This is a genomic window from Xanthobacter pseudotagetidis (assembly GCF_043194795.2).
Lineage (GTDB): Bacteria > Pseudomonadota > Alphaproteobacteria > Rhizobiales > Xanthobacteraceae > Xanthobacter > Xanthobacter tagetidis_A.
Window position 1 is genome coordinate 300850 of the sequence record NZ_CM195534.1, and the last position, 14267, is coordinate 315116.

General features: G+C 68.7%; 13 protein-coding genes and 1 tRNA gene. 6 read left to right on the forward strand and 8 right to left on the reverse strand.

Features of this window, described 5'->3' with window-relative positions; genetic code table 11:
* Window positions 1–298 precede the first annotated feature (298 nt).
* Window positions 299–949, forward strand: a complete 651-nt coding sequence (locus V5F67_RS01435; protein WP_394020525.1) for a glutathione S-transferase family protein — start codon at window positions 299–301, stop codon at window positions 947–949.
* A gap of 242 nt (window positions 950–1191) precedes the next feature.
* Here V5F67_RS01435 and recR read toward each other — a convergent pair whose 3' ends face one another.
* Window positions 1192–1797, reverse strand: coding sequence for a recombination mediator RecR (recR, locus tag V5F67_RS01440; protein ID WP_394020523.1), 606 nt, complete (start codon window positions 1795–1797; stop codon window positions 1192–1194).
* Window positions 1798–2526: 729 nt separating this feature from the next.
* Here recR and V5F67_RS01445 point away from each other — a divergent pair.
* A complete protein-coding gene (locus V5F67_RS01445) occupies window positions 2527–2970 on the forward strand; it encodes a Ros/MucR family transcriptional regulator (RefSeq protein ID WP_394020730.1) in 444 nt (147 codons plus the stop codon).
* 184 nt (window positions 2971–3154) lie between these two features.
* Here V5F67_RS01445 and mog read toward each other — a convergent pair whose 3' ends face one another.
* The 3 genes from mog to V5F67_RS01460 all read right to left on the reverse strand — a co-directional run bounded on the left by mog (window position 3155) and on the right by V5F67_RS01460 (window position 5992).
* Complete coding sequence (mog, locus tag V5F67_RS01450; RefSeq protein ID WP_394020521.1) at window positions 3155–3688, reverse strand: molybdopterin adenylyltransferase; 534 nt, start codon at window positions 3686–3688, stop codon at window positions 3155–3157.
* 174 nt (window positions 3689–3862) lie between these two features.
* Window positions 3863–4069, reverse strand: coding sequence for a TOBE domain-containing protein (locus V5F67_RS01455; RefSeq protein ID WP_394020519.1), 207 nt, complete (start codon window positions 4067–4069; stop codon window positions 3863–3865).
* A 207-nt stretch (window positions 4070–4276) separates the two neighbouring features.
* Window positions 4277–5992, reverse strand: coding sequence for an ATP-binding protein (locus V5F67_RS01460; protein ID WP_394020517.1), 1716 nt, complete (start codon window positions 5990–5992; stop codon window positions 4277–4279).
* Window positions 5993–6276: 284 nt separating this feature from the next.
* Here V5F67_RS01460 and V5F67_RS01465 point away from each other — a divergent pair, with 284 nt between their 5' ends.
* The 4 genes from V5F67_RS01465 (at window position 6277) to serA (ending at window position 11080) form a co-directional block, all read left to right on the forward strand.
* Window positions 6277–7047, forward strand: a complete 771-nt coding sequence (locus V5F67_RS01465) for an enoyl-CoA hydratase (RefSeq protein WP_394020515.1) — start codon at window positions 6277–6279, stop codon at window positions 7045–7047.
* Window positions 7048–7402: 355 nt separating this feature from the next.
* A tRNA-Leu gene (locus tag V5F67_RS01470) sits at window positions 7403–7487 on the forward strand.
* Window positions 7488–8082: 595 nt separating this feature from the next.
* Window positions 8083–9258 (forward strand): phosphoserine transaminase, encoded by a 1176-nt coding sequence (locus tag V5F67_RS01475; RefSeq protein ID WP_394020513.1) that lies wholly within the window; start codon window positions 8083–8085, stop codon window positions 9256–9258.
* 235 nt (window positions 9259–9493) lie between these two features.
* A complete protein-coding gene (gene serA / locus V5F67_RS01480) occupies window positions 9494–11080 on the forward strand; it encodes a phosphoglycerate dehydrogenase (protein ID WP_394020511.1) in 1587 nt (528 codons plus the stop codon).
* Between the two features lie 48 nt (window positions 11081–11128).
* Here serA and V5F67_RS01485 read toward each other — a convergent pair whose 3' ends face one another.
* From V5F67_RS01485 to V5F67_RS01500, 4 genes are all read right to left on the reverse strand, one after another.
* Window positions 11129–12091, reverse strand: coding sequence for a DMT family transporter (locus tag V5F67_RS01485; RefSeq protein ID WP_394020509.1), 963 nt, complete (start codon window positions 12089–12091; stop codon window positions 11129–11131).
* A gap of 249 nt (window positions 12092–12340) precedes the next feature.
* A complete protein-coding gene (locus V5F67_RS01490) occupies window positions 12341–12928 on the reverse strand; it encodes a disulfide bond formation protein B (RefSeq protein WP_394020507.1) in 588 nt (195 codons plus the stop codon).
* Window positions 12929–12935: 7 nt separating this feature from the next.
* Entirely contained in the window at window positions 12936–13091 is a 156-nt protein-coding gene (locus V5F67_RS01495; RefSeq protein ID WP_170168571.1) for a DUF5993 family protein, read from the reverse strand.
* A 235-nt stretch (window positions 13092–13326) separates the two neighbouring features.
* Window positions 13327–14220 (reverse strand): VOC family protein, encoded by an 894-nt coding sequence (locus V5F67_RS01500; RefSeq protein WP_394020505.1) that lies wholly within the window; start codon window positions 14218–14220, stop codon window positions 13327–13329.
* Between the last annotated feature and the right edge of the window lie 47 nt (window positions 14221–14267).

A 14267-nucleotide genomic window follows, 5' to 3' on the forward strand; every position in this document is an offset into this window, starting at 1 on the left:
TTCGTTCTTTTCAGCGGCCCCGAGAGGTAGTAGCTGTTCTAATGATATTGAAACGGCGCGTGATGCAATGCAACACGCAACCAATCGGTCCAAGTCGTCATCGCCCGGTTTTCCGGCGGATGCTTGGATCGGGGCGCGCGAGAGGGCCCGGTCTGCTTGCCGCATGAGCAGGTCGCCGGTTTCGTGCTCAAATTTTGAGACTTGAGCCCTTGCGGCCCGGGGTGGTTCACTCGGGCCGGGCAGGCGGAAGACCAGGTTTCGAGGAAACACCGGTCGGGACGGAAGGCGCGCGGGAACAATGGCTACCCTCACCATCTCCAGCAAGAACTACTCCTCCTGGTCGCTGCGCGGCTGGCTGATGTGCAAGATGGCGGGCCTCGTCTTCGAGGAGGAGCGCGTGCCGGTGGACGACCCGGACGCCAAGGCGGAGCTGCTTTTGCTCTCGCCCTCCTTCCTGGTGCCGCGCCTGGTGCACGAGGGCGTCACCGTGTGGGACACCCTCGCCATCGCCGCCTATCTCAACGAGGTGTTCCCCGAGGCCGGCCTGCTGCCGCCCGACCGGGCGGTGCGCGCGCACTGCCTCTCGATCTCGGGCGAGATGCACTCGGGCTTCGCCAACCTGCGCTCCGCCCTGCCCATGAACATCAAGGCGCGCTATCCCGGCTTCAAGGTCTGGGCCGGCGCGCAGGCCGACATCGAGCGCATCGTCGCCATCTGGCGCGGCTGCCTCACCGCCCATGGCGGCCCCTTCCTCATGGGGCCGTATCCGACGCTGGCGGACGCCATGTACGCCCCGGTCTGCTCGCGCTTCACCACCTATGACGTGCCGCTCGACGCCACGTGCGCCGCCTATCGCGACCGCGTCATGGCCCTGGACCATATGCAGGAATGGATTGCCGGGGCGCTGGCCGAGCCCGAGGAGCTGGAAGAGCTCGACGTCGAGTTCTGAGCGCGCCGGCGGTCCGCGTGCCTGGGTTCTCCGGCGCCCGAGCCCGCCCGACCGAAGCGATCGCCCTCGGGCTTCAAGCGGGTTAAGGCGTTTTCTAAGCGCAAATTTTGTGCAGGGCTGCATCCCGGCGCAATGACAACCGGATCGGCCCGTCACCCCCGTCGCGCGGCACCACACCGCTCGACGGCGCGAGCGGCTGATGGCTGCGCTCAAGTTTGCGTGAGCCCGCCGCCGCCCGGCCGCTACATGCGGGTGCGGGCGCGAATCGCGGCGGAAAGGGTGCCTTCGTCCAGATAATCCAGCTCGCCGCCCACCGGCACGCCTTGGGCGAGGCGCGTGATCTTCACCGGCAGGTCGCGCAGCAGGTCGGTGACGTAATGGGCGGTGGTCTGGCCGTCCACGGTGGCGCCCAGCGCAAGGATCACCTCGCCGACGCCGTCCTGGTGGACGCGGTCCACGAGCCTGGCGAGGTTCAGGTCTTCCGGTCCCACGCCATCGAGCGGCGAGAGCACGCCGCCGAGCACGTGGTAGCGCGCGTTCAGCACCCCGGCGCGCTCCAGCGCCCACAGGTCCGACACGTCCGCCACCACCACCAGCACCTGCCGGTCGCGGGTCGGATCGGTGCAGATGCTGCACGGGTCGCGCACGTCCACGTTCCCGCAGGTCCGGCATTCGACGATCTTGCCGAGCGCGTCCGTCAGCGCGGCGGCGAGCGGCGCCATCAGGCCCTCACGCTTCTTGATCAGGTGGAGCGCCACCCGCCGGGCCGAGCGCGGGCCGAGCCCGGGCAGGCGGGCGAGCAGCTGGATGAGGCGTTCGATCTCGGGGCCGGCGACGGCACGGGGCATGGCGGGTTCCGGCCGCGCGGCAGGCGGCGATCGAGGGGCTTTGCGCCGCATGTAGCGCGTGCGCGCCGTTCCGCCAACGGGCTTGGGGCGCCGGGGCCTGCGGGCCGCGCCGCGGAGGTGCCGCGGAGGTGCCGCGGAGGTGCCGCGGACGGCGCGGCCATCGCTGGCGTTCGATCGGATCAAGCCGGATCTACTTGATGGCTGAACCGCCCGTCGGATTGACGATGGGGAATGCCTTGTCTCGGCGCGGCGCCGGCTGACCGGCGCGTGCTCTGGTGACGGGAGGATGTCGACGGTCTTGCCGGTGTTTCCGGCTCCGGCCCGCAAGAAGAAAATCCGATTTCCGAGCCGCGTGCGGCACAAGCCGGCTTGCGGGCGCGCGCGCTTGGCGCCACACCATGTTGACATGCAAGCGGTTGCGGGTTGCGCAAGATCAATTCCCGGTTCAGCGCTCCGCAGGGGAAATTTTTCCGCGAATCAGCCCGCTACCGGGTGATGTCGGCTGCGCGCCACTCGTCAATGCGGATTGGAAGAGACATCGAGCCGACGCCTTTGCTGGTGCGACAAGAGTTCATGGTCGAGCATCAGTTTTGAAAAAAAGATTGGAAAATAGAAAATTTGCCTTAATTGGAGCGCTGTGAAACAATTGTGTTGAATCGATATCCAACTGCTCGGCCATCGGCGGAGCAGAGAATGCAGAAAGGGATACCCGTGAGCGAAACGGCCACCATGCCCCAGGCGCCCAGCCATATCGACTTCACCGCGGACATCGTCGCGGCGTATGTCAGCAACAACAGCGTCTCGGCGGCCGAGCTTCCGGCCCTGATCGAGGCGGTGCATCGCGCCCTCGGCCAGCTCGGCACCCCGGCCGCCCAGCCGGTGGAAGAGCAGAAGCCGGCGGTTCCGATCAAGAAGTCGGTGACGCCCGAATACATCATCTGCCTGGAAGACGGGAAGAAGTTCAAGTCGCTGAAGCGGCACCTGCGCACCAGCTACGGCATGACGCCGGAAGCCTATCGCGAGAAGTGGGGCCTGCCGAAGGACTATCCCATGGTCGCCCCGGCCTATGCGGCGGCGCGCTCCGAGCTCGCCAAGAACATGGGCCTCGGCCAGAGCCGCAAGAAGGCGCCCGCCCCGGCCAAGAAGACCACCCGCCGCCGCGCCGCCGCCTGAGCGGCCGCTCGGCCTCCGGCCGGCGCCGGATATTACCTTGATACCTTGGACACCCGGGGCCTCCGCGCTCCGGGTGTCTGTTTTTGCCGGACGGGATTTGGCGGGGCAGGATTTAGCGGAACTGGCGCTGTTCCCGCCGGGATTTGCCGCCTGACCAAGGCGGTCCTGGTCCCGGAATCCCGCCTCACGCGCCTTTCGGGCGGAACGCGGCGACCACCTCCGCATGGGTCTCGATGCGCGCCGCGCCGATCAGGTCGAGGCAATAGGGCACCGCCGGAAACACCGCATCGAGACAGACCGAGATCGACGCCGGCTTGCCGGGAAGGTTGACGATCAAGGTCTTGCCGCGCACTCCCGCCTCCTGGCGCGAGAGGATCGCGGTGGGCACCGCGTTGAGGCTGATGCGCCGCATCTGCTCGCCGAAGCCGGGCAGCGGCTTCTCCACCACCGCCGCCATCGCCTCCGGGGTCAGGTCCCTCGGTGCCGGCCCGGTCCCCCCGGTGGTCAGCACCAGGTCGAGCTTCTCCACGTCGCACAGGAAGCGCAACGTGTCGCGCACGCTCTCCAGGCCATCCGGAATGATGCGGTAGTCGGCCTCCCACGGGCTCGCTATGGCCCGTCGCAGCCACGCCTCGATGGCCGGGCCGCTCTTGTCCTCATAGGCACCGGCGCTCGCCCGGTCGGAGATGGTGAGGATGCCGATGCGTGCCTGGTCCATGGGCTGCGGGTCCGTCCGGTGGGGCCGGCCGCGAGTGGTGATCCCTTGCGGCGCCAAAAGCAAGCGCGCCGTCACCCTGCGCAAGGTGCGCGAAAAGGAATGCCCTTCCGCGCCACCACCTCATTCACCGGCGCCGGCGCACAAGGCCACGCTCCCGTGCGGCGGCGGCCGCACTCAATCGACGGCGATGATCACATCCGACGCCTTGACGATGGCGGTGGCGGCGCCGCCCACCTTGAGGCCCAGATCGTCCACCGACTCGTTGGTGATGGAGGCCGTGACCTTGATGCCGTTGACGTCGAGCACCACGTGGGCGGTGGTGGCGCCCTTCTTGATGTCGACGATCCTGCCGGCAAATGCATTGCGCGCGGAAACCTTCATGACCCTCTCCAATCCTCACAAGGCAGGCCCAGCCCCTCATCGCGGCGGAAATCCTCGCGCGAGGCCATGCTGCCGGATGCCACGGGCAAGCGCCTACAACCGCCTGCCGGCCTTCCGGAACACCTGCATACCTGGGATGCCGGCACCCGTCCTTGCGCGGCGTCAACCGCCGGGTGGCTACACTGCCGGGGCGCCGAGCCGGAGCCGTCAGGCGACGGGCTCGGCCGCGAGCGGCGGCACGTCCAGCGCCCGGAAGATGGCGCAGCGGCGGAACACCTCGAGGCTCGGCGCGACGCCCTTCTGCGCGCAGAACTTCGCCACCAGCTTGGCGAGGCCCTTGATGTCGCGCCCGCTCGCGTCGGGGAACTGGTGCACCAGCATGTCCACCAGGTCATCCGCCAGCGCGAGGCCGAACTGCTCGGCCATCACCCGCCAGATCTTGCGCCGGTCGTCCGGGCCGGGCGGGTGATACTTGATGAGGGCGATGCAGCGCGAGACGATGGCTTCGTCGATATCGTCCACCCGGTTGGTGGTGAGAAACAGGAGGCCGTTGAAGTATTCGAGCACGCGCAGGAACACGCCCACCACCGCGTTCATGGTGAGATTGTCCTGCCGGCGCTTGATGTAGACGTCGGCCTCGTCGATCAGCATCACCGCGCCCCACCTCTGCGCGCGAGTGAGCGCATCCTTCAGCGCCTGCTCCATCTGGCCCACGTCGAGGCCGAGCTGGCCGGAATGCACCCGGTAGAGCGGACGGCCGATGATCTCCGAATAGACCTCGGCGGTGAGCGTCTTGCCGACGCCGGGCGGCCCGGCGCACAGCACCGTGGTGCCCCCGGACTTGCCGGCCACCACGTCGTCCATCAGCGTGTCCATCTCCGCCGTGAGGATGTCGATGAGGTCGGTCTGCTCCGGCGGCAGCACCAGCTTGGTCTTGATCTGCGGCCGGTATTCGTACGGCGCGACATTGTCCACGTGCACCCAGAGGTGATGGTGGAGTTCCAGATGGAACATCAGGATCAGCGGATGGACCGGCAGCTGGGTGAAGCAGCCCTTGGGGATCGACCCTTGCGCCTGCTTCAGCGCCTCCTCGGTGTCGCGGTCGAAGAAATTGTACTTGTCCGCGCGCTTCACCAGCTTGTCGAGGATGAAGCCGGAGGAATCGAGCCCCAGCGCCCGCTCGCCGAGCAGCTCCTCGTCGTTCACGAGCCGCGCCGTGCCGCCGGAGGAGGAGAGCACCACCACCGACTTGCGCGCCCAATCGGTGTCGCGGCGGTTGGCGCTCGGGTCCTCGGCGAAGATGCCGGTGCCCGCCCCCGAGAACTGATGGCCGTAGCGCGCGCGCCAGTCGAAATAGCGCTCCGCGTGGGCATCGAAGGCGGCGAGCAGCGGCGCGCTCTCCTTCAGCCAGCCCTTGGCGGCGAGGAGCCCGGCCACGGTCTTGCCGCTGAGGTCGCGGGCGCGGATCAGAAGCTGCTCCACCGCCACCTTGCCGCGGCTGTTGGCCTTCAGCTCGATGATGATGCGCCCCGCCTCCTCGTCGCCGGGCGGGGTATAGTCGATGCGGGTGACGAGATAGGGCTGGGGCTTGGCGGCCGGGCTCATGTGGAACAGCCATCCGCGGATCGCGTCCCGGATGAGATAGAGCGCCAGTTCCGGCGCGAGGTCCTCCAGCTCGTCCGGGCCGAACGCGCGGCCCCCGGCGGAGAGCGCGTCGGCGAGGCTAGAAAGCTGCTCGGCCTGCCCGCCCGTGATCCCGCCCTGCGCCAGCAGGACCGACAGGCGCGCCACCTCGGGCGCCGCCAGCGCGTCGAGCCCCACCTCGATGCGCGAGGAGAAGCGCGCCTGGTCGAGCAGCGGAGCATGCGCCGGGAAGCTCTCGACGAGCGATTCCACCACCAGCCGTTCGACGATGAGCTTCATGGCCCGCCTTCCTCCTGCCCGGCGGCCTCGCCTGAAGCTGTCGGAAGCGCGACACTTTGGCGGCGTCGCGACAGGCCGGCAGCGGCGGACCCGCCTCCGACCCGGCTCGGAGCAAGAACGGGGCCGTCCCGCCGCGGTCCGGCAAGGCGTTGCCAGAGCCGGCTTCTCTCGGACATCCGAGCCCGGGGCGGCCCGGCGCGCGGCAGACTTCCTTTTCCTTTTGGCCATCCCGCTCTAAATGCACGGAGCCCGCCCCGTCACGGGGTGGGGATGGGAGGCAGAAGATGGCTTACGAGACGATCCTGGTGGAGCGGCACGAGCGCGTTGGGCTCATTCGCCTCAACCGCCCGCAGGCGCTGAACGCGCTCAATTCCGTGCTGATCGGCGAGCTCAACACCGCGCTCGACACCTTCGAGGCCGACCGCGGCATCGGCTGCATGGTGCTCACCGGATCGGAGAAGGCCTTCGCGGCGGGCGCCGATATCAAGCAGATGCAGGAATACTCCTACCCCGAGACCTATCTCGACGACTTCATCACCTCCTGGGAGCGTCTGTCGCGCGCGCGCAAGCCAATCATCGCCGCGGTGGCGGGCTTCGCGCTCGGCGGCGGCTGCGAGCTCGCCATGTCGTGCGACTTCATCCTGGCCGCCGACACGGCGAAGTTCGGCCAGCCCGAGATCAAGCTGGGCGTGATGCCGGGCGCGGGCGGCACCCAGCGCCTCACCCGCTTCGTCGGCAAGTCGAAGGCCATGGAGATGTGCCTGACGGGTCGCATGATGGACGCCGCCGAGGCCGAGCGCGTCGGCCTCGTCTCCCGGATCGTGCCCGCCGCCGACCTCGTGACCGAGGCGCTCAAGGTGGCGAAGACGATCGCCGACATGTCGCTGCCGGTGGCCATGCAGACCAAGGAGAGCGTGAACCGCGCCTACGAGACCACGCTTTCGGAGGGCATCCGTTTCGAGCGGCGGGTGTTCCAGTCGCAGTTCGCCTTCGCCGACCAGAAGGAAGGCATGACCGCCTTCATCGAGAAGCGCGCGCCGAAATTCCAGCGCTGAGCAGGCCCGCCTGTCCCGGGGGCCGCGCCGCGCGCCGGCCCCCGGGCGGAACCCGGCCGGCAGCCTGGCAGGACGCAGCCTATGTCGAGGGCCCGCCGGCGCAGGCGGCGCCACGGGCGTGTCCTGCCCCGTGGGGCTACCCCATGGGGGCAGGACGCCCCAGGGACCGCCGGCCCGGTTCACGGACACCGCACGCCGGCCGGCATGCGCCCGGCCGGCACCCGCTTCAGGGCGCGCGTTCGCGCCTGGCGCCAGCCGGCCTGCGGATTGTTGCGACGCGCCGCCGACGGACCGTTGACAGCCCCGCGGCACCCCCTTATGTGTCGCGGCTCCTGATGGGCCTCGGCCTGACGGGGCCCAGGTGGCGGAATTGGTAGACGCGCTGGTTTCAGGTACCAGTGGTGAAAGCCGTGGAGGTTCGAGTCCTCTCCTGGGCACCATTTCCCTTTGAGAACATTGGGGGGATTTTGACCCGGTTCTCCAAGAGGCAGCGCTCATAGCGCATTGATCCGGATACGAGCGGCGGCGGGCTTGAGAGCTGCGAGGACGGTTTCGGGTCGGCGGTCGTCCACCCGAGCCACGCCCCGCGGCTTGTTCGGCAGCAGCGGGGCAATGACGGCCCATCGTCGGTCAGTTCGTGGCGACGCATCGCTCGCTTCCCGTTCGGGAACGTGAATCATGACGCGGACTCACACGCAAATCTTTCGGACCACCGCCTGGATTCGACGCAAATAGAACCGCGATTTTTCTTGTTTGCTATTACATTTGTAGAAATGACGCGCGATCTTGATTTAGCAAACGATCCTTAGTTCAAGGTGAGCTTCCGTTAATTGCACCCCTCCGGCACCGCAGAAGCCGAAGTTGGCACGGAGACCTCGGTGTCGAGTGAGCGCGCACGTCACAAGCGGCGCCGGTCAAGGCCGGCACAAGCAGCGGGCGGCAGCAACGCCCTTGACGCCTCACCGCCCCAGGCGTATCGCCATCCGCGGGACACCTCCCCCCAACGGGAGGCGCCCATCTGTAAGGATGGATCACATGACGACGAATCCCGCTCCGGCCTCGCGCCCGGAGAATCCGAACTTTTCCTCCGGCCCCTGCGCCAAGCGCCCCGGCTGGTCGCTGGACCAGCTCGCCGACGCGCCGCTCGGCCGCTCGCACCGCGCCAAGGTGGGCAAGGTCAAGCTCAAGGAAGCCATCGAGCTCACCCGCGAGGTGCTCGAGGTTCCGGCCGACTACAAGATCGGCATCGTCCCCGCCTCCGATACCGGCGCCGTCGAGATGGTGCTGTGGTCCATGCTGGGCGCCCGCCCGGTGGACATGCTGGCCTGGGAAAGCTTCGGCGAGGGCTGGGTGACCGACGTCGCCAAGCAGCTCAAGCTCGCTGACGCGCGCGTGCTGTCGGCTCCCTACGGCGAGCTGCCGGACCTGAAGCAGGTCGACTTCTCCCACGACGTGGTCTTCACCTGGAACGGCACCACCTCCGGCGTCATGGTGCCGGATGCCGAATGGATTCCGGCCGACCGCGCCGGCCTCACCATCTGCGACGCCACGTCGGCCGCGTTCGCGCAGAAGCTCGATTTCGCCAAGCTGGATGTCGTCACCTTCTCCTGGCAGAAGGTGCTGGGCGGCGAGGCGGCGCACGGCATGCTCATCCTCTCCCCGCGTGCGGTGGAGCGGCTCGAGACCTACAAGCCGTCCTGGCCGCTGCCGAAGATCTTCCGCATGACCAAGGGCGGCAAGCTGATCGCCGGCATCTTCGAGGGCGAGACCATCAACACCCCGTCCATGCTGTGCGTCGAGGACTATCTCGATGCGCTCAAGTGGGCGAAAAACATCGGCGGCCTCGCCGCGCTCCAGGAGCGCTCGAACCGCAACTTCGAGGCCATCGCCCAGTGGGTGTACCGCACGCCGTGGGTGGACTTCCTCGCCACCGACCCGGTGACGCGCTCCAACACCTCGGTGTGCCTGAAGGTGGTGGACCCGGACGTGACCGCGCTTCCGGCCGACGCCCAGGCGGCGTTCGCCAAGGCCATCGCCTCGGGCTTGGAGAAGGGCGGCATCGCCTACGACATCGGCTCCTATCGCGACGCCCCTCCCGGCCTGCGCATCTGGTGCGGCGCGACCGTGGAGCGCTTCGACGTGGAGGCGCTGACCCACTGGCTCGACTGGGCCTTCAACGAGGCGAAGGCGGCGCTGCCCAAGGCGGCGTGAGACCGGCGGCGTGAGACCAGCCGCGTGAGCGCCTGAGCCGCCCGGCTCCCTCTCCCGCTTGCGGGGGAGGGATGGGGTGGGGGCCTTCGCCCGCCCCGGAAGAGCCCGCCGCTGCCGGCCCTAACCGCCGTTCCCCCTCCCTGCCCTCCCCCGCAAGCGGGAGAGGGTTCACGCCGGTGAAGCCGCGATGGCGCGCGCACCGGCTCAGGCCACCCGAAATTCCCGGAGCCCCATCATGGCACCCCGCGTCCTCATCTCCGACAAGCTCTCGCCCGCCGCCATCCAGATCTTCAAGGACCGCGGCGTCGAGGTCGACTTCCAGCCCGACCTCGGCAAGGACAAGGACAAGCTCGCCGCCATCATCGGCGACTATGACGGCCTCGCCATCCGCTCGGCCACCAAGGTGACGCCGAAGATCCTGGAGCAGGCGCGCCGCCTCAAGGTGATCGGCCGCGCCGGCATCGGCGTCGACAATGTCGACCTGCCGGCCGCGACCGCCAAGGGCGTGATCGTCATGAACACGCCGTTCGGCAATTCCATCACCACCGCCGAGCATGCGATCGCGATGATGTTCGCGCTCGCCCGCGAGATCCCGGCGGCGGACGCCTCCACCCAGGCCGGCAAGTGGGAGAAGAACCGCTTCATGGGCGTCGAGGTCACCGGCAAGACCCTCGGCATCATCGGCTGCGGCAATATCGGCTCCATCGTCGCCGAGCGCGGCGTGGGCCTGAAGATGAAGGTGATCGCGTTTGATCCCTTCCTCTCCCCCGAGCGCGCGCTCGACCTCGGCGTCGAGAAGGTGGAGCTGGACGACCTGCTCGCCCGCGCCGACTTCATCACGCTGCACACGCCGCTCACCGAGAAGACGAAGAACATCCTCTCGGCCGAGAACATCGCCAAGACCAAGAAGGGCGTGCGCATCATCAACTGCGCCCGCGGCGGCCTGGTGGACGAGGCGGCGCTCGCGGCGGCGCTGGACAGCAAGCACGTGGCCGGCGCCGCCTTCGACGTGTTCACGGTCGAGCCGGCCGAGACCAACCCGCTGTTCGGCCGCGCCAACGTGGTGTGCACCCCGCACCTCGGCGCCGCCACCACCGAGGCGCAGGAGAATGTCGCTTTGCAGGTGGCCGAGCAGATGAGCGACTATCTGCTTTCGGGCGCCATCTCCAACGCGGTGAACTTCCCCTCCATCACCGCCGAGGAGGCGCCGAAGCTGAAGCCCTTCATCGAGCTCGCCGAGAAGCTGGGCTCGTTCGCCGGCCAGCTCACCGACACCGACATCAAGACCGTGCGCATCACCTATGAGGGCGCGGTCGCGGACCTCAAGGTGAAGGCGCTCACCTCGGCCGCCATCGCCGGCCTGCTGCGCCCGGCGCTGGCGGACATCAACGTGGTCTCCGCGCCGTCGGTCGCGAAGGAGCGCGGCATCGTCATCGAGGAGACCACCCGCGCGGCCACCGGCGACTATGACAGCCTGATCACGCTGACCGTGGTGACGGACAAGTACGAGCGCTCGGTCTCCGGCACCGTGTTCGCGGACGGCCATCCGCGCATCGTCAACATCAAGGGCATCAAGGTGGACGCCGAGTTCGCCCCGGCCATGATCTACGTCACCAACGAGGACAAGCCCGGCTTCATCGGCCGCTTCGCCGGCCTGCTGGGCGATGCGGGCGTGAACATCGCCACCTTCGCCCTCGGCCGCGATCATGCCGGCGGCGATGCCATCGCGCTGGTGGCGGTGGACGGCAAGGTGCCGGCGGAGGTGCTGGGCAAGGTGCTGAGCCTGCCGCACGTGAAGCAGGCCAAGGCGCTCGGCTTCTGAGGCAGGCCCTCCGGAAGCCGGAGGCGAGACCGGCGGCGACGCCGCCGGTCAGCCCGGGGGTGCGGGCTCTTCGGCGGCGGACTTTCCGGGAATGCCTTTGCGGCTGGTGAAGGTCGCCAGGGCGATGCCGCCGATCACCAGCACGTAGCCCACGAGATGGTACCAGGCGAGCCGCTCGCCCAGGAACACGATGGCGAGCGCGGTGCCGAACACCGGCAGGAGGTGGATGAACGGCGCCGCCCGGTTCGCGCCCACAAGCTCCACCGCCCGGTTGAAGAACATGTAGGCAATGAGCGAGGGCCCGACCGCCACATAGGCCATGGCCGAGAGGGTCAGGCCGTCGAACTGCAGATACTTGCCGAGGTGCATCTCCCACAGCACCGTGGGGATGAGGATAACCGCCCCCATCGCCATGATCACCAGCAGGAACGACAGTGACCCCAGCGGCGGGCGCTTGCGCAGCATGGCCGCATAGAAGCCGTAGATGGCGATGGCGAGGATCAGCCAGAGGTCGCCCTCGTTGGGCTTGAGGTGCAGCAGCGTGTCGAGGTCGCCGCGGCTGATGATGAACATCACCCCCACCAGCGAGACGCCGATGCCCGCCGTCTGGCCCAGCGAAAGCCGGTCGCGGAACAGCACGAAGGTCCACACCGCCACGATCAGCGGCGTGGTGGACTGGACCAGGAGCCCGTTCACCGCCTCCGTATACTGCAACCCGTAATAGGTCATGGAGTTGTAACAGGAGATGCCGGTGGCCGAGAGCAGCAGCAGGCTCGGCAGGTGCGTGCGCACCAGCGGCCAGTCGCGCATCAGCTGCTGCCAGGCGAACGGCGTGAGGATCAGCGTCGCGCCGGTCCAGCGCACGAAGGCGAGGGTGAGCGGCGGCACATGCCCGACGATGTAGCGGCCCAGCACCATGTTCACCGCCCAGAGCAGCGCCACCAGCACCAGCAGCAGATAGGGCGCGTTGAAGAAGGCGCCGAGCGGACCGGTCGAACGGGGTGCGGACATGACCTCTTCCGAAGGCGTTGGGGGGCGGGCGGAGGCTGGTGCGATCGGGGAACGCAAGGGCCGCGGCCCGGCGTGATCGCCGCGCGGCCTGCTCCCGCAGGATGGCGGGTGCCGGACCACCGATCCGGCCTTTGGGGTGCAACGAGGCCGGATCGCCGATCCAGCCACGCGGGCTCATCTAGCCGGTTTCGCTCCGGTCCGGAAATGCATTCTCGTTGGGGCTCGATCAGCAACCTTGATGAGGGCGCATCACTGGCCGAGAAGCTCGCGCAGCGGCGCGCCGACGGCACCGTCCTGGAGCAGCTGGTAGCTGGTGGGATTGTCCGGGCACAGGCCGCCGCCGCATTCCAGCACCGTGGAGGCGCCGTTGGCGAAGGCGAGCAACAGGCCGAGCGCCACCATGACGCCGCCCAGGGCGCCGATCCGCGCCGGCGGCCTGACGCCTTCGGCGAACTGGCGGTCGAACAGCAGCATCGCCGCCGTGCCGGCGACGCAGACCATGAAGACGATGAAGGCCCAGGCATAGAAGTGAAGCCCGAAGAAGGCGTCGCCGTAGGCGCCCTCCCCCGGCACGATGTGCAGCAGCGTCTGCCGCAGCGAGACCGCCGCGCCGGCGAGCGAGGAGATCAGCATCACAGCGTAATGGGACGGCCGGGGGCCGAACTTCACGTTGAGGGCGAGGCCGGCGGCGACACCCAGGAAGCCGGCGCGCTGGAGGATGCACAGCGGGCATGGCAGGTCGCCGAACAGGAGCTGGTCCGCGAAGGCGACGATCAGCACCACGCACGCGGCCGCGAGACCAAAAGCGTTGAGGATGCGGGCGAGGTCCGGGCTCATGATCCCCTCACAGCGCGATGTTGAGGGGGTCGGTGGCGTGCAGCTTGAACAGCACCAGCATCGCCGCCATGGACACGAACCACAATGCGAGCGCGAGCGTCCGCGATCCCGCCAGCGTCGCAACGAAGGCGAGGAAGACCCCGAAGAAGGGGATGGACATCATGGGCGCCGCCTCCGGGGCGCCGGTGGGCGCCCCTTGTTGTTCTTCAGACGCGGCCCTGCGGACCGCCTTTCTCTGGACGGTACCCTAGAGCGCGATCCGATCAAACCGAAACAGTCTGATCGGTGAATCGCCCTCTAACTCAATGATAGATAGCGCGTTATCCCCCCAGCGTGCGGTGGGGGCTGGGCGGCGTGCTCCAGTGTGATTTGCCCGTTTTGGTGCCGATGGCCGCCGCTCAGGTGGCCAGCGGCTCCGGCTGGAACACCACCCGGTTGCCGGCGGGATCGGCGGCGGTGAGCGCGCCGTCCTGCCGCTCGAACGGCCAGTTGGCGGCCGAGAGCCGGCCGGCGAGCGCCGCGATGCCCTCCGCCGGCAGGCGGACGACGAAATGATCGAGCCCGGTGGAGCCCTTCAGCGCCGGCGCGGCGCCGGCCGAATGCCAGGCATTGAGGCCGAGATGGTGATGGTAGCCGCCGGCACTCACGAACAGCGCGCCGGGATAGGCCGCCATCACCCGCATCCCCACGAGGTCCACCCAGAAGCGCCGGGCGGCGTCGAGGTCGGACACCTTGAGGTGCACGTGCCCCATGTCGGTTCCGGCCGGTGCCGGACCGCCCTCCGAGGCCGCCTCGGCGGCCAAAGCGGCGAGGTTGAGCGGCAGCGTCTCCATGGCGATGGCGCCGTCCTCGGTGGCGGGCCAGGCGTCGCGCGGGCGGTCGCGATAGATCTCGATGCCGTTGCCGTCGGGGTCGTCGAGATAGAGCGCCTCGCTGACCAGATGGTCCGAGGCGCCGAGGCGCAGGCCGAGCCGGCGTGCCGCGAGAAGCCGCGCGGCGAGCGCAGCCCGGTCGGGCACGCGCACGGCGAGGTGGAACAGGCCCGGCGCGCGGGCGGGCGGCAGAGGCGCCGCCGCATTGCGCACGATCTCCACCAGCGGCCGGCCGCCGGCGCCCAGCACCACGCGTCCGTCGGCGCGCGCCAGGACATCGAGGCCGACCGCCGCGCGGTAGAACGGCACGAGGCTCTCGGGATCGCGGCTCACGAGCGTCACCGGCCCCAGAGCGAGGCTGTCCGGCAGCGGAGCGGGGGCGCCGGCGGCGGGCGCGGCGTCAGGGGGGGCTTGAAGCATGGTCATCTCCGATCACCCGCGTCGAGGCGGGCGTTTTCGGAAATATG

Excerpts from the sequence above, each read along its gene's own strand:
- V5F67_RS01435 (WP_394020525.1), top strand. The coding sequence starts at position 299 with ATGGCTACCCTCACCATCTCCAGCAAGAACTACTCCTCCTGGTCGCTG.
- recR (WP_394020523.1), bottom strand. The coding sequence starts at position 1,797 with ATGCCCCGTGCCGTCGCCGGCCCCGAGATCGAACGCCTCATCCAGCTG.
- V5F67_RS01445 (WP_394020730.1), top strand. The coding sequence starts at position 2,527 with ATGCCCCAGGCGCCCAGCCATATCGACTTCACCGCGGACATCGTCGCG.
- mog (WP_394020521.1), bottom strand. The coding sequence starts at position 3,688 with ATGGACCAGGCACGCATCGGCATCCTCACCATCTCCGACCGGGCGAGC.
- V5F67_RS01455 (WP_394020519.1), bottom strand. The coding sequence starts at position 4,069 with ATGAAGGTTTCCGCGCGCAATGCATTTGCCGGCAGGATCGTCGACATC.
- V5F67_RS01460 (WP_394020517.1), bottom strand. The coding sequence starts at position 5,992 with ATGAAGCTCATCGTCGAACGGCTGGTGGTGGAATCGCTCGTCGAGAGC.
- V5F67_RS01465 (WP_394020515.1), top strand. The coding sequence starts at position 6,277 with ATGGCTTACGAGACGATCCTGGTGGAGCGGCACGAGCGCGTTGGGCTC.
- V5F67_RS01475 (WP_394020513.1), top strand. The coding sequence starts at position 8,083 with ATGACGACGAATCCCGCTCCGGCCTCGCGCCCGGAGAATCCGAACTTT.
- serA (WP_394020511.1), top strand. The coding sequence starts at position 9,494 with ATGGCACCCCGCGTCCTCATCTCCGACAAGCTCTCGCCCGCCGCCATC.
- V5F67_RS01485 (WP_394020509.1), bottom strand. The coding sequence starts at position 12,091 with ATGTCCGCACCCCGTTCGACCGGTCCGCTCGGCGCCTTCTTCAACGCG.
- V5F67_RS01490 (WP_394020507.1), bottom strand. The coding sequence starts at position 12,928 with ATGAGCCCGGACCTCGCCCGCATCCTCAACGCTTTTGGTCTCGCGGCC.
- V5F67_RS01495 (WP_170168571.1), bottom strand. The coding sequence starts at position 13,091 with ATGATGTCCATCCCCTTCTTCGGGGTCTTCCTCGCCTTCGTTGCGACG.
- V5F67_RS01500 (WP_394020505.1), bottom strand. The coding sequence starts at position 14,220 with ATGCTTCAAGCCCCCCCTGACGCCGCGCCCGCCGCCGGCGCCCCCGCT.